This is a genomic window from Paenibacillus sp. H1-7, from assembly GCF_022354825.1.
Classification (GTDB): Bacteria; Bacillota; Bacilli; order Paenibacillales; family NBRC-103111; genus Paenibacillus_S.
The window spans coordinates 1,953,768-1,966,068 of the sequence record NZ_CP031168.1 but is presented as its reverse complement, the minus strand read 5'-3'; the positions used below and the strand labels follow the sequence as shown (position 1 = coordinate 1,966,068).

At 53.0% G+C, this 12,301-nt stretch carries 16 protein-coding genes; 9 read left to right on the top strand and 7 right to left on the bottom strand.

The genetic code is table 11. The features are described from left to right. Positions 1-181 precede the first annotated feature (181 nt). The 3 genes from DVH26_RS08970 to DVH26_RS08960 all read left to right on the top strand — a co-directional run bounded on the left by DVH26_RS08970 (position 182) and on the right by DVH26_RS08960 (position 2,460). Positions 182-820 (top strand): bifunctional 4-hydroxy-2-oxoglutarate aldolase/2-dehydro-3-deoxy-phosphogluconate aldolase, encoded by a 639-nt coding sequence (locus DVH26_RS08970; RefSeq protein WP_239633357.1) that lies wholly within the window; start codon positions 182-184, stop codon positions 818-820. 272 nt (positions 821-1,092) lie between these two features. Then, positions 1,093-1,716 carry a YhbD family protein gene (locus tag DVH26_RS08965; RefSeq protein ID WP_239633356.1) on the top strand — a complete coding sequence of 208 codons (624 nt, stop codon included), beginning with the start codon at positions 1,093-1,095 and terminating at the stop codon, positions 1,714-1,716. Between the two features lie 12 nt (positions 1,717-1,728). Next, positions 1,729-2,460: a bactofilin family protein gene (locus DVH26_RS08960; RefSeq protein WP_239633355.1), complete on the top strand. Its 732-nt coding sequence runs from the start codon at positions 1,729-1,731 to the stop codon at positions 2,458-2,460. Positions 2,461-2,618: 158 nt separating this feature from the next. Here DVH26_RS08960 and DVH26_RS08955 read toward each other — a convergent pair whose 3' ends face one another. Continuing rightward, on the bottom strand, positions 2,619-3,305 hold the full coding sequence (locus DVH26_RS08955) for an SIMPL domain-containing protein (protein ID WP_239633354.1): 687 nt from the start codon (positions 3,303-3,305) through the stop codon (positions 2,619-2,621). Positions 3,306-3,534: 229 nt separating this feature from the next. Between DVH26_RS08955 and DVH26_RS08950 the strand changes: the two genes are divergently transcribed. Next, positions 3,535-4,464, top strand: coding sequence for a hypothetical protein (locus DVH26_RS08950; RefSeq protein ID WP_239633353.1), 930 nt, complete (start codon positions 3,535-3,537; stop codon positions 4,462-4,464). Positions 4,465-4,555: 91 nt separating this feature from the next. Here DVH26_RS08950 and DVH26_RS08945 read toward each other — a convergent pair whose 3' ends face one another. The 3 genes from DVH26_RS08945 to thiD form a co-directional block, all read right to left on the bottom strand. Next, complete coding sequence (locus DVH26_RS08945; RefSeq protein ID WP_239633352.1) at positions 4,556-5,188, bottom strand: helix-turn-helix transcriptional regulator; 633 nt, start codon at positions 5,186-5,188, stop codon at positions 4,556-4,558. Positions 5,189-5,359: 171 nt separating this feature from the next. Next, positions 5,360-5,797: a DUF86 domain-containing protein gene (locus DVH26_RS08940; protein WP_239633351.1), complete on the bottom strand. Its 438-nt coding sequence runs from the start codon at positions 5,795-5,797 to the stop codon at positions 5,360-5,362. A 117-nt stretch (positions 5,798-5,914) separates the two neighbouring features. Further along, positions 5,915-6,748 carry a bifunctional hydroxymethylpyrimidine kinase/phosphomethylpyrimidine kinase gene (gene thiD, locus DVH26_RS08935; RefSeq protein ID WP_239633350.1) on the bottom strand — a complete coding sequence of 278 codons (834 nt, stop codon included), beginning with the start codon at positions 6,746-6,748 and terminating at the stop codon, positions 5,915-5,917. A gap of 183 nt (positions 6,749-6,931) precedes the next feature. On the opposite strand from thiD, the gene DVH26_RS08930 reads away from it, so the two are divergent. Further along, the gene (locus DVH26_RS08930; RefSeq protein WP_239633349.1) at positions 6,932-7,570 is read left to right on the top strand and encodes a thiamine phosphate synthase; all 639 of its coding nucleotides are present in this window, start codon (positions 6,932-6,934) and stop codon (positions 7,568-7,570) included. After that, the gene (thiO, locus tag DVH26_RS08925) at positions 7,567-8,685 is read left to right on the top strand and encodes a glycine oxidase ThiO (RefSeq protein ID WP_239633348.1); all 1,119 of its coding nucleotides are present in this window, start codon (positions 7,567-7,569) and stop codon (positions 8,683-8,685) included. Before DVH26_RS08930 ends, thiO begins: the two co-directional genes overlap by 4 nt. A 14-nt stretch (positions 8,686-8,699) precedes the next feature. Here thiO and DVH26_RS08920 read toward each other — a convergent pair whose 3' ends face one another. Further along, positions 8,700-9,362: a tetratricopeptide repeat protein gene (locus DVH26_RS08920; protein ID WP_239633347.1), complete on the bottom strand. Its 663-nt coding sequence runs from the start codon at positions 9,360-9,362 to the stop codon at positions 8,700-8,702. Positions 9,363-9,603: 241 nt separating this feature from the next. Between DVH26_RS08920 and DVH26_RS08915 the strand changes: the two genes are divergently transcribed. Both DVH26_RS08915 and DVH26_RS08910 read left to right on the top strand, forming a co-directional pair. After that, positions 9,604-9,879, top strand: a complete 276-nt coding sequence (locus DVH26_RS08915) for a hypothetical protein (RefSeq protein ID WP_239633346.1) — start codon at positions 9,604-9,606, stop codon at positions 9,877-9,879. Between the two features lie 311 nt (positions 9,880-10,190). Then, on the top strand, positions 10,191-10,817 hold the full coding sequence (locus DVH26_RS08910) for an FMN-dependent NADH-azoreductase (protein WP_239633344.1): 627 nt from the start codon (positions 10,191-10,193) through the stop codon (positions 10,815-10,817). A 128-nt stretch (positions 10,818-10,945) separates the two neighbouring features. Here the strand turns inward: DVH26_RS08910 and DVH26_RS08905 are convergent, their stop codons facing one another. Continuing rightward, positions 10,946-11,248 carry a hypothetical protein gene (locus DVH26_RS08905; protein WP_239633342.1) on the bottom strand — a complete coding sequence of 101 codons (303 nt, stop codon included), beginning with the start codon at positions 11,246-11,248 and terminating at the stop codon, positions 10,946-10,948. A gap of 173 nt (positions 11,249-11,421) precedes the next feature. On the opposite strand from DVH26_RS08905, the gene DVH26_RS08900 reads away from it, so the two are divergent. Continuing rightward, positions 11,422-11,640: a hypothetical protein gene (locus tag DVH26_RS08900; RefSeq protein WP_239633340.1), complete on the top strand. Its 219-nt coding sequence runs from the start codon at positions 11,422-11,424 to the stop codon at positions 11,638-11,640. Positions 11,641-11,655: 15 nt separating this feature from the next. On the opposite strand, the gene DVH26_RS08895 is transcribed toward DVH26_RS08900, so the two are convergent. Then, entirely contained in the window at positions 11,656-12,300 is a 645-nt protein-coding gene (locus DVH26_RS08895) for a hypothetical protein (protein ID WP_239633338.1), read from the bottom strand. Between the last annotated feature and the right edge of the window lies 1 nt (position 12,301).

Sequence of the window (12,301 nt, the reverse complement as noted above, 5' to 3'; positions counted from 1 at the left end):
TAATTTCCCCATGGTGTTCTTTACTATTTAAGATAACCTGTGAGGTTCATTTTAAGCAAACGGCAGCCGTAAGCAGACTCTAGAAGCGCTTTATGCTTCAGATGAACGTTTCTATTCTATGAAAAGCATAAAAACCGTGGCATAATAGACTCATATACTTAAGGATGAGGTGGAACGTACGATGAATCGGGAACAAGGACTGCAGCTTATAGAACAAACTCGGATTATCGCCATCGTCCGAGGCGTGGAGGAGCAGCATATCGAAGGTGTTGCTCAAGCGCTGCTGGACGGCGGTGTCCGAGTGATGGAAGTGACGCTGAATACACCCGGCGCGGCGAAGATGATTGCCCGCCTGCAGGAGCAGTTCGGCGAGCAAATGTACATAGGAGCCGGGACGGTGCTCGATCTCGAGGATGCGAAGCTTGCCATTGATGCCGGGGCTTCCTATCTCGTAACTCCGAACATGGAAGAGGAAGTCATCCGGTACGCGGCAGCGCAAGGCACGCCGGTGTTCCCTGGCGCCATGACGCCGACTGAGGTTGTAAAAGCTTGGAAGGCCGGGGCTACCGCAGTCAAAATATTCCCGGGAGCAAGTCTAGGCATCTCCTATTTGAAGGAGCTTCAAGGGCCGCTCAGCCACATTCCGATGGTTGCCGTCGGCGGCGTCAATGAAGAGAACATCGCCCAATTCCTGCAGATCGGCTGCTATGCTGTAGGGATCGGCGGCTCTCTCGTCAATTTGAAGGAAATTGCGAACGGCAACTGGGATTGGATCCGCGATAAGGCGGCCCGTCTGATTGCTAACGCGCAAGCGAAATAAGCGGCCATTCTTCACCGCCGCGACCAAAAGCGCCCTGCCCTCCAGAAGCTTTTTGTCTGAAGCGGCGGGGCTTGTTTTTTTCTGTAATAGAATTTATAAGATCCGAGGTCATCGGGTGAAATTCTGTTTGGCGATAAAACCAACGGCTCCTACGAACCGATCATGCTAACCATGTGTGTGTGGCCGTCAGATAACACAAGTAAGTTGGGCAGCTGCGTATTTACAACGTAACAATGTTATGTTACACTGATTTTGCAAGGGGGTGCTACCGGATGGAGCAAGATATCATCTCCAAGAAAGAGCTGCTGGAGCTGACAGGCCTGTCCTATGGCCAGCTGTACCGATGGAAGCGGAAAAATTTAATACCGGAAGATTGGTTCATCCGCAAATCTACGTTTACAGGACAAGAAACGTTTTTTCCCAAACATAAAATATTGGCCCGGATCGATAAAATTAAACATATGAAAGACGATCTTTCTCTGGATGAGCTGGCGGATTTATTGTCGCCTCACCCTACGGAAATTTCATTATGGAAACAAGAGCTAATAGATCGTAACATTGTTTCGAAGATGTCGCTTGATTTTTATATCCAGCGTACGGGCGATTCGGATATTTTTCCATTCGACCGCATATTGCATATGCACATTCTCGAGAAGCTGCTCCAGACGGGCGAAATGAGCCTAGATGAAGGGACCATGCTGGTTCAAGTATTGAACGATCATTACAGCCAATTGCAAAACGGCGGCGGCCAGCTTATTTTTATCCGCAAAATGGGCGTGTCAACGTTCTTATTGTCTTCAGCGCCAGGCGACGTATTCTTCGAGTCCGGAGTCAAAGTCGTTACCCGGTTGAATATTGCCGCTTGCATAGAAGAGCTGAAAATGAAGATGGGTTAAGGAGGATCAACCATGGCAGAAGTATTGCGGCGGAAGCTGGTGCTCTCCGGATCGGGAAGCGCATCGGGCGGAACGTATCAGGAGGTCAAGGTTTCCGGGGAATGCACGATTTACGGCCATCTGGATTGCACGGAGTTTAAAATATACGGCACTAGCCATGTGGAAGGCGATGTGAAGACGAGCTTTTTTAAAATCATGGGCAATTCCATTATCGTAGGCAGTGTCGATGCCGCGGATGCGCGAATTTACGGCGAGTCCGACATCGGGGGCGATTTGTCCGTTCAACGGCTCAAGCTGTTCGGCAGCGTTAAAGTCGGCGGCTCGCTGACCGGGGACACCTTGTCCATCGGAGGAGAAGCTTCCGTGCAAAAGGATTGCGAGGCCGAGACGTTCAAGGTGAACGGCGGCTTTACGATCGGCGGTCTGCTTAACGCCGGTTTGATCGAGATCGTTCCTTACGGCCCCTGCCATGCTCGTGAGATCGGCGGCGGAACCATCAAGGTTCAGCGTTCCGGTATCGGCTATCAGCTCCACAAGCTGTTTCATTTCGCTACAGCCCGGGATCATTATTTGACTGCGGATACCATCGAAGGCGATACGATCCATTTGGAGTATACGAAGGCGAGAGTGGTTCGGGGCGCTCGTGTCGTAATCGGTCCCGGCTGCCAAATCGAAACGGTCGAATACAAAGAAAGTCTGGAGCTGTCTGCGGATGCGGTCGTTAAGCAGCATGTCAAAGTATAGTGGAATTTTACCCGATAATGCTAAATACGGAAAGTGGAGTATCTCCCTGAGGTGCGTTGGCGCCCGCCTAACGATTGTCGTAGCATTGGATTCATAACAAGCTCAAGACCAAGTGCTGAGAACACTTGGTCTTTTTTACATTGATAAGCGATTCAATATTAATAATAAGTAAACTGCACCTTAACCGCAGCCGATATGCTCAGCTCCCCTGGCTGAATAGGAGTAGCCGGCGCGCTTACGGCGGAAAACATGACAGGCTGGAACGGCGTCGGCTCCTGCTGCCGAGACAGCTCCTGCACTTGAACCGGCGTCCTTACGAGCGTCACGCCCAAAGCATTAGCCATCGTAAGCGCCTTTTGCTGCGCATTGTGAATGGCCGAAGTCAACGCCTGATTGTAATAGGCATTCGGGTGCTTCACGCTGAACTGGATGCTGGAGACCGTATTGGCGCCATTTTTCACGGCGGTATCGACGATCGTGCCGGTTTGCTCGGTCCGGTCTACCGTAACCTGGAGCAAATGAGTTACCTTATACCCTCTCAGCGTCTGGATTCCGTCCGCATAGTTGTACTCGATATCGATGCGGTAAGTAACGGTTTGTATATTTTGCTTAGGTATGTTCAGGTTCAGCAAGGATGAAATGATGTTCGTTACCATAGCCGCATTTTGGGTCTGGGCTGTTTGGAGACTAACGTCCTCTGTAATCGCCCCCAGCGTAATCGAAGCCTGATCTGGAGCAGCGGCAACGGACCCTTCCCCGATAACTTCGAGTCTATTCTGAGGGTTGGGTGCGTCTTGGTACGTCGAGGACTGGGGAGTATGCGGGTATTGCGGGTAATAAGACAACGCAATCACCTCTTTTCGCTCAAGGTTTATACTTACAATGTATTTGTGTTCAAGCCGCAAGATGCCTAATCCTTCAGATATCCATAAGGATAACGCTAAAAAGAAACGAGCGCGGATGGGAGCCGGCTGCAAAGGTACTAGAAAAAGATAGTACTTACCGGATACCGTGACAACCGCTTACAATCATCTCAACCCTTCTTCTGTTCGTTCACGGAGGTGAGATGACGTAATGATCGATAGGTTGTTGAGAAAAGCGTGGCTTCAGCTGTTGGGAGCATTCCTTGTTATAGGCTCCATTCTCACGATGTATAAATACGAGAAGCATATGCACGACTTATCCAATCTTTATGAATTCAAGTGGGCGGGATGGCACCTGGATTCCGCATCCGCTGTTTCTCAAGCTATGATGCCCACGGAATCCGCATGGTACATGATCACATGTTGTCTGATCGCACTGGCGCTTATTCGTTACGGTATTCAATTCTCCCGTGATTCCATCAAGACAGCGGCCGTTGCCATATGGTTCATCCTGATTATCTACAGATTCCTGGCGGACCCTTCCGCCGCCACTGCCTACGCTATAGCGTATGAAACGGGCAGCAGCTACCTTCCCTTTCTCCATCCTGGGGCCGTAACTCAGGCGCTGCTCGCGGCAGCGGGCTTCACCCTGTCCCTCCGGTTCTCCTGCACCTCTCTGCGTCCGGAAGACAACCGTCTGTTAGCCATCCTGTATGCCGCTGTAAGTCACTTGCTGGCAGGTGTATTGCTGGCAGAGGAAATGAAGCGGCTCATCCAGGCGGCCGGACTGGAGCCTTTCGCCAGCGGGCGTCTTGTCCTGCTTCTTGCAGGGGGTCTCTACGCCTGGGCGCTATTCGAATGGGCGGCTTACAGCAAACAATCGCTATTCCGCGTGCTGGGCTCGCTCATGCTCTTATGCGCTGCGATACAGACCTTGGTCTGCGAGTGGCCGTTCCAGCAATGGCCATTCCAAGCCTTCGTTCTGTTCGTCCTGGGTGCCGTCACCTTCTGCATCGCTTTCAGCAGCAACGAGACGCGGCAGAGCAGTGCAAGTGCGGGAGCTCGCATGCCACACCTGATTAGGGAATCGGCTCGAGTCCGCTGCACGTCGCCCTCGACCTCCTCTTCGGACGCAATGTGACAATGTAACAGTGTAACGACACGTCAAAATACGTAAATTCTATAAATACAAAAAAACCGTCTCAACGCCGAAAAGCCGGCGCCAAGACGGGTTATTTTTTTTCCTGTATCACATACGAGCACTTGTTGCCGCCCTTAACGAGGCACTCCACGCGCTTCACGTCGGCGCCAAGCAAGGTTTCGAACATCATCAGCTCGCACTGGCAAGCATGGTTATATTGATTCGCCACCTGGGAAATGGGGCAATTATGCTCATTAATGACATATTGGCCGTCTTCCGTCGAGTTCCAATCCACCATATAGCCGTTGGAGTTTTGGATTTCGGCGAGCGTCTTGACGCGCTCCGGAAGCGGTTTGCCCGTAATCTGATCCTCGTAACGGCTGATCAGCCGCTCCTTGCGTTTCTCGAACAGCAAATCCACTTTCTCCGCTCCTGCATCGGCCACCAGCTCGCTTAACAAATCCAGCGTTAAATGATGATACTTCTTCGGAAAAAGGTCGTCGGCATTCTCTGTCAGAGAATAAAGATTGGTCGGCCGGCCCATAGCCTGACGCACCAGCTTCGCCTCGATCAGACCGTCCCGCTCCATCGTGTTCAAATGTCTCCGCACCGCCATCTCGGTAATGCCTAGCTGTTTAGCCATTTCACTCACGGTTAAAGCACCGTTCGTCTTCAGCATCGTCAGTATGACTTTGCGCGTCGATACATCCTGTTCCTGGTTCATCCGGTCTCACCGCCCTTCCTGAAAGTATGAGTTTAAGCATCGAAAGCGGCTCCGTTTGCACGAGTGATAAAGCTTTCCGATATTGCCATTGTATACGAAATTCGATAATAAGTAAATTAGTATACTAAAATGTATCAAAAAGCCTAGCAAAGCCAATTTCAGGGATTCGCCCTACACCATTTCCCGGCTGATAAAAGCAGGTACGGCTTCGGCAAACGCCTGTAAGGTTCCCGGCAACATTGTTATTAAAGGATGCAATCCTTCTCTGGGATAAGCGGCGAAATCCTGCACCAGCGGCTTGCGCAGCACGACAAGCTGCCGCAGCACCGAGGCCACTTGCTCATCGAATACCCGCTCTCCGGCGAGGATATCGATAATATCCTCGTAGCTGCTGGCGTCGCGCATCATAAAGGCGTCGATCAGCAGGCTGCCGACGTCGGTCACCGTTTCGATGGCAAGGTGCAGCGTTCGCTCCTGGGCTAGATGAAGCAGTAGACGCTCCGCGTCACCCGCCTGCTCCCATCCAGAGGACAGCTTGCCGCATGCCTCCGAGAGTGTAGGCAAAAAGCGAAGGCGAAGATCGATTTGTTCGTGGTTGACATAATACATCGTCGGTTATCTCCGTTTCTTTCTTCTCCACTTCGACCACAGACTGATCGCCGGTACGGAAAAGATAATTAGAATAATGAGCAGGACTGCCTGCATTAAATATTCGTAGCTCATAGGTTAACGTTGCTCCTTTAGCTTGTCCGGGCTCGATTGCTGCTCCCGCCAGTAAGCCCAATGATTGGTCGGACCGTGGCCAGCGCCGATGCCGAGCTCGTGACGGATCGCGAGCGTAATAAACTGCTTGGCCGTATGGACCGCATCCAGCAGGGTGCGGCCTTTCGCCAGCTCCGCCGTAATAACGGCCGAGAACGTGCAGCCGGTTCCATGCGTATGGCGGGTTTCGTAACGCTCCGCCGTAAGCAGATGGAACTCCTTGCCGTCGTACAGCACATCCGTCGGCTCCCCGCTGCTGTGGCCGCCTTTGACGACAGCCGCTCCCGCTCCGAATTGCTCGACAATCCGGACAGCGGCTTCTTTCATCTCGCCAAGCGTCGAGATGCTCATTCCCGTAATGACCTCCGCCTCGGGAATGTTCGGCGTCACGACGGCCGCTAGCGGCAGCAGACGCGTGCGCAGCGCTTCCTGCGCGCTCTGGGCGAGCAGGCTTGCCCCGCCTTTGGCGATCATGACCGGATCAACCACGAGCTGCCGTAGCCCGTGCTTGACCGCCTGATGCGCGACCAGCTCGATCACCTCCGGCTGCGACAGCATGCCCGTCTTGGCGGCGTCGACGCCGATATCGCCGATGACCGCCTCCAGCTGCTGCTCAATCCCCGCAAGCGGGATGTCGTATATGCCGTGCACGCCCAGCGTATTTTGCGCGGTCACCGCCGTAATCGCGGACATGCCGTATACCTCAAGCATTTGGAACGTTTTCAAATCCGCCTGGATTCCCGCTCCGCCGCCGCTGTCCGAGCCCGCAATCGTCAGCGCCTTGTACACTCTATTCATGTTGAAACCTCCCTTTGAACCGAAACCTGACTTTCTTCAATAAGTGTATCTATCCGCTTTCCCAGCGTCAAGCCACGGGGGCTGGCGTGTTATTGATATTTTTTTGACAACTTGCCAAAACGCTTTGACGGTATGGGAGGGCTGCGTTATGATGGGAGAAATAACCGTCGAGGGAGCGCTGCTATGAGAAAGCACGCACTGCATGTCATGACGACCGGGCGGCAGGAGCTGCGGCAGGTTGCCGATATCGCCGGGCTATGCCCAACCGAGCTCATCGACGTGCTGCATATTCGCGAGAAATCGCGCGGCGCAAGAGAAATCGCACAATGGTATGCGGCTCTGCAGCCGCTGTTTTCATTGAGCGGCATTTATATCAACGACCGGCTGGATGCGGCATTGGCCGTACAGGCTTCCGGAGTGCAGCTCGCCTACAACAGCCTGAGCGTGCAGCAGAGCCGTCTTATCCTGCCTGCCGGCACCCGAATCGGCTGCTCGGTACACTCGGTCGAGGAGGCCGTGCAGGCTGCGGACGATGGAGCCGATTACGTTCTGTACGGGCATATTTTCGAGACCCGGTCGAAGCCCGGCTTGGCGCCGCGAGGCGTTCAGGCGCTGGCCGACGTGGTCGCAGCCTGTCCCGTACCGGTAATCGCCATTGGAGGCATCGAACCGGATAACGTGGAAGACGTTTTATCCTCAGGGTGCGCGGGCATTGCCGTGCTATCATCGGTTCTGCTTCATTCGGAGCCGGCAGCCCAAATCCGCCGCTTTCGTCAAGCGTTGGATCGTTCCCATCATATTCCTAGGAGTGGTTGGCAATGAACAGCAAGACCTCAGCTATTATTGTCGGGGGAGGCATTATCGGCAGCGCGATCGCAGCCGATCTCATTCGTGCGGGCATCCGGTGTACGCTGGTGGAGAAAGGCGCTCTCCTGCAGGAAGCGTCTGCAGCCGCAGCGGGCATGCTCGGAGCGCAAGTCGAAATCCACCGCCCCGGCGCCTTTTACGAGCTGTGCCGGTACAGCCAGCAGCTGTACCGGAAATGGACCGAAGAGCTGGAAGAGCTGAGCGGCGTATCACCGCAATATATCGATCAAGGGATCGTTCGGATAGCATGGAACGAGGAGGACGAGAACGAGCTGCGCAGCCGGCTGCCGTGGATTCAGGATGCGCAATGGCTCGAAGCGGACGAATTCCGGGAGCTGGAGCCCGCTTTGTCGTCGCACATTCGCGGCGGGCTTCATTTTCCAATGGACCATCAGGTCCAACCGGTCCAGCTCGCGCATACACTGCAGGCTGCGCTTCGGAAGCTGGGCTGCGACATTCGCGAATGGACGCCGGTGTTCAGCCTGATCGAGCGCGGAGGACGCGTCGTCGGGATCCGTACGGCCGAAGGCGAGCTGTACGCCGACCACGTGATCCTGTGCGCGGGAGCGTGGAGCAGCGCTCTTACCGAACCGCTGGGGCTGAAGCTGCCCATGTTCCCGGTAAAAGGACAATGCATTTCCATCCGTCCGCCGGTTCCGCTTATTCGTAAAACCGTCTTTACGAAAGGCTGCTACATCGTACCGAAGAAAGACGGCACAATGATCGTCGGCGCAACGCAGGAAGAAGCCGGCTTCGACAAACGCTGCCTCGTCTCAGCCGTCGGCGCTCTGCACGCCAAAGCTGCGGCACTGCTGCCGGCATTGGAGCAAGCGGAGCTCGTGAGCACCTGGGCGGGACTCCGACCTGGGACGCGGGACGAGCTGCCGTTCATCGGCAGCTCCTCCAAGGCTCCGGGCCTCTTGTTCGCCACAGGCCACTATCGCAACGGCATTTTGCTCGCACCGGGCACCGGCAAACTCATGACGCAGCTGGTGCTGGGCCAATCGCCCGACCGCGATTTGGCACCATTCGCACCGGACCGCGTCTTAGCCGGCGTCGATGCCGGATAACCGGGTCAGGCTGATTATTTCAGCCTGGCCAGCAGCGCCCAGCGGCGTTCGAACCGCCGCCTATATTTCGGAAGCCCGCGATACAGCTCGACCGTTTCACGGTACGCTCTGCGGGCTTCTTCTTTTTTGCCCAAGCGGTTGTACAGCTCCCCGAGGCGGTAATACGCTTCGCACGACGAAGAATTGACCGTGCCGAACGTTTCCAGGTAGCGGATCGCCTTATCCGGCTCCGTATCCGCCCACGCCTCAGCCAGCCGCAAATACGGCTCGCCGTATTTGATTCGCGGATTCATCTCCAGCGCTTCCAGCAGAAGACGCTCGCCCTCCTGAACCTCCCCAAGCTTCAGCTTGCATATACCGAGCTCCGCCCTCACTTCCGCGGAATCCTCCATGACCGCCATGATCTCCGTCAATAACCCGGCCGCCTCCCGGAACTGCTTGCGTTCAATCAAGATCCGGGCCGTATCCAGCTTCGCTGTCGTCAGATGGGGATTCAGCCTAAGCTCCTGCCTTAGCTTCGATAATCTTCGTGCCCGTTGAAACGGCTTGAACAAGCTGGGAGTTAAGCCGATAAAGCGGCGCTCCAATGCGTAAAATACAATCAATAAAATAATAATGGCGATAATCGGGCTTCCCGTGAGCATGGTTAATACAAAAAATAGCAATATTTTGCTCATCTCTATGCACCCCTTTGTTGTCTGTTTTTTCCACTATTGTATCATAATTGACGGGAGCAGGTTCAGACAAGCCGGAAAAGGAATGAAAGCGCATTAGAATGTGCAATCTATAAAATGTGAACATTTTGCGTACGGGAAGGAATTTGCGCTAGGCGTATCGAATGCGTTGAGGTTGAAGGATGGGACCGGCCGCCGCCGGCCTGGACTTGTTCCGAGTTAAAGATCCGGGGGGATTCACCTAATGAACGAATTGCAGGCCAACAAGTGGCGCAAGACAAGGGGCATGGGAAAAGGCAAATATGTTATGTATTTTGGCGTCGTTGCATGGGGACTGTCGCTTACCGCTTTATTTACGGCGACGGAATGGTTTTCGCAGCAGACCGTGACAACGTCTTGGGTATATATACGGCTGGTTGTTTTCAGCATTGTCGGCTTCTTCATCGCCAATTTCCGCTGGGAAGCCCGTGAGAAGCTGTATCTTGCGTCGCCTCCGCCCAAAAAACAGTCTAAGCACTAGGCAGGAACCGCGTTTTGCAATAAGGATCAAAGAGCAGAACGAACCGTTCTTGCTCTTTTTTTGTCTTCAATTTCCGGGATTTCGTATGCTTACGGAAGACCTGCTCCCTTGTGGCTTACGTCGTTCCTTGCTAGCATTGCTCCTCATAATAAAAATATTCATAAAATGTTTACTTCATTTTCTTTGCATAGTCGCTTGACAAAAGTAAGTAAGTTTATTAATATACTTACATAAAGTAAGTTTATTTCTTTTTCCGTAACTACTGACTTACTTACATTATGGATCTGTTAATAATGAGGAGGAATTATTTAATGTCTACTGTTCTGTTCGTCAAAGCAAATGGCCGTCCAGCCGATCAATCCGCTACGGTTAAACTGTATGATGCATTCCTGGCTTCTTACAAGGAAAACCATCCGCAAGACTCCGTAGTTGAGCTGGATTTGTTCGCTGAAGAGCTTCCTTACTATGATGTCGACACGCTGACAGGCTTGTTCAAGCAAGGCAAAGGCTTCGAGCTGACTTCCGTCGAGGAGCAAAAAGCGGCTAACGTTAATAAATATTTGGATCAATTCTTGGCAGCCGATAAAGTAGTGTTTGCTTTCCCGCTGTGGAACTTCACCATTCCTGCTCAATTGCTGACTTACTTGTTCTACGTCGTTCAAGCAGGCAAAACGTTCACTTATACGGCCAACGGTCCTCAAGGCTTGCAGCCTAACAAGAAAGTCGCATTGCTGAACGCACGCGGCGGCGTTTATTCCGAAGGTCCTATGGCTGGCCTTGAAATGTCCTTGAACTACGTGAAAACAATCATGGGCTTCATGGGCATTCAAGACGTTACTACCGTTGTAGTAGAAGGCCACAACCAATTCCCAGACAAAGCGGAAGCCATCGTGAGCGAAGGCGTGAAAAACGCAGCTAACGCAGCCGCTGCATTCTAATAGCAGCTCTTGTATACGAAAGGCCTCATTCCCGAACCGGGAGCGGGGTCTTTCTCCTTTTTTCCCAAAGCAGACGAAAAAGAAGCCCGCAATCGCGAGGATTGAGGCTCCTTGTCCACAACTAGATGTTAACTGGATTGTTCCGTACTCATCTGCTTTTTCTTTTTCATAATAAATATCGCAAAAAACACCAGAACCTCCGTATTGACAAAAGCGATGCCGTATCCGGACAGCCCGAACACGAGCGCGAAGCCTTCGAACATAGAGGCCCACCACAGGGAGGCGGGGATCAAAACGGCCAAATTGGCCGCAAGCGAAGCGAGAAAGGACAGCAGCAGCTTCTGGGTTTTTAGCATGAGCAGAACGCCCACGACATGGGTTAGAATAAACGCGACGCTCATAATTAACCAGTAATACGTATCGTAAGACAAACTCGTTCACTCCCGGACACGATAATCATCGATTTTCTCTACTTAGGTTAACAAAACGAAGAGTCGAAAACAACCGGTTCTGCATTTTGTTTCAAAACTGTCATAGTATCGCGGCTGGCCGTTTTGCAGTATAATATGAAAAGGCTGACCACTAGAATAAGGAGGTGCCTGATATGGCACGAAGTAAAGCAAAGAAGGAACGGGAACGGCGCGTCCGCGAAGGATTGCTTAACCCCGAGATGAACCGGCTGAACTGGAATGGTGTCGTTCCCGTAGAGCGAACCACACCGACCTTGAAGGAGAAGAAAGAAAGACTTCAACAAAAACATAAGCACAAATGGAACCGCATGCCGGGTGGCAGTGACGGTTCCATTTTATTTTTTGCCCTATAATCCGTTTGGGTTCCGTTATCGGACAGCGCCGACAGAGTCCTGACCCTGACTCGCAATGATTTCGGTCCGTTCGGCATTCAGTTCATATTTCAAGTTCCCGTTACGGTCGTAGGCGAACAGCTTGCTATCCCAAGCTTTGTCCCCGTTAGCTTCTTTTGCCGGGAACGAGCGCGAGGCAGCATACAGCTCCCCTGAAGGCTTAACGGTCTGCTCGAGTCCGTCATGCCAAACGATCTTCAGCTCCAACACATCGGGATCGTGAAGCTGCCCTACAAAATAATAATGCCGCCGGTTATCCAGTGTCGTCATCCCGGACTTAAAGCTTAGCAGCACGTCAGGCTTGAGCTCACTTCCGAAGCCCCCGCCCCTGTTTCTCCACAGCAGCCCGAAAATGCGTGAAGCATACATTTGATGGAACATCCGGTTGTCCTCGTCAAACAGCAGCAGCAGGTAGCTTCCGTTTCCGCTATCCACCGTCTCCACAATTTGAGCGGGCGGCAGCTGGATGCCCCTCAGCGCTTCTTCCGCTGCCCCTTCCGCACTCCACGGATTGGCGGGGTAATAGATTCGAACCCACAGCACTAGACCAAGCACAATTATCAGCCAGCGGATCAAGTGTCCGCGGACTGCCGGTCTCTTTTTCAGCCTGTTCCTTCTCATC